Genomic DNA, 1,220 nt, shown 5'->3' on the forward strand with positions numbered 1-1,220 from the left:
CTGGACACCGGCAAAGGGTATTTTTAAAAAGTCGAAGCTTCGTACCGCGTCGGCGGCATCCTGTCTGTTGCCGAATGGATCCGACGGCAGTTGTAAAAGTCGTCAATATAGGCCTCGATGTCGCGCTCGGCATCGGCGTGATCGAGGTACCCCTTTGGATTGAGCCATTCGCTTTTCAGGCTTCTAAAGAAGCGCTCCACGACCGCGTTATCCCAGCAGTTTCCCTTTCTGCTCATGCTCTGCACCATGCCGTTGGCCTTCAGGTCTTCAACAAAGTACGCACTGGTGTACTGACAGCCCTGGTCGGAATGGAACATCACACCGTGCGATGCCCGCCGTCTGGCCCGAGCCTGCCGGATGGCCCGGATCACCAGCTCCGTGTCGGCCTGCAGCGCAAACGCCCAGCCGATAATGCGGCGCGAATGCAGGTCCATCACGATGGCCAGATACGACCAGCCCTGACGCGTGCTCACGTACGTAATGTCTCCAGCCCAGACCTGATTGGGTCTGTCCTGCTCAAAGTTGCGATCCAGCAGATTCGGTGCAACCAGCGCCTCACCATTGGCCTTGCTGTAACGATGCGTACGCTGCCGCGTTACTTTCAACTGCGCTTCGCGCATCAGCGAACGTGTGCAGTGACGGCCTATGTCGTGGCCGCGCTGGCGCAACGCCTGCGACATCCTGCGGCTGCCGTAGCTGCCGCGGGTTTCCCGATGAATCTCGCGCGCAGCCGTCAGTAGCGCTGTTGGCGAACGACGCGCCACTGGGCGCCGCGCGAGCGCGTAGTAGCTGCTACGGGCAACGCCTGCCACCCTGCACATCACGCTTACCGGCCAGGCCTTCTTCAGCGAATGGATTACTTCGGGAAGCGATCCATTTCCTTGACGAAGAAGGCCGTAGACTTTTTTAGAATGTCGCGTTCCCTCTCAAGATCGGCCACCCGCGCTTCCAGTTCGCGGATGCGACGCGCGTCTCCTTCGAGCTGCAAGGGCGTACGCGCTGGCTTTGCCTGCTCGGCACGCCATTGCGCTACCCAGCGGCGCAGCGCCGTATCGCCCACGCCCATTGCTTCACAGGCCTGGGAAAACGAATAGCCCTTGCTGACCACCAGTTGTACCGCTTCTGCCTTGAATTCTTCGGGTATGTTCCGTCTGCTCATTTCTCACCTCGTTTGGAGAATTATCCCCTTTAGAGGTGTCCATAGTCATTGGACCACTACA

At 59.1% G+C, this 1,220-nt stretch carries 1 protein-coding gene; it reads right to left on the reverse strand.

The features are described from left to right. Positions 1 to 23: 23 nt before the first annotated feature. Positions 24 to 1,159 (reverse strand): IS3 family transposase gene (locus KHO30_RS39055; protein ID WP_093647953.1). Its coding sequence is split into 2 segments (ribosomal slippage): positions 24 to 901 and positions 901 to 1,159, totalling 1,137 coding nucleotides; the frame shifts between segments, so codons are not numbered across the junction. Positions 1,160 to 1,220 lie beyond the last annotated feature (61 nt).

Origin of the sequence: Paraburkholderia aspalathi (assembly GCF_905220735.1) — a bacterium.
GTDB classification, from domain to species: Bacteria; Pseudomonadota; Gammaproteobacteria; order Burkholderiales; family Burkholderiaceae; genus Paraburkholderia; species Paraburkholderia aspalathi.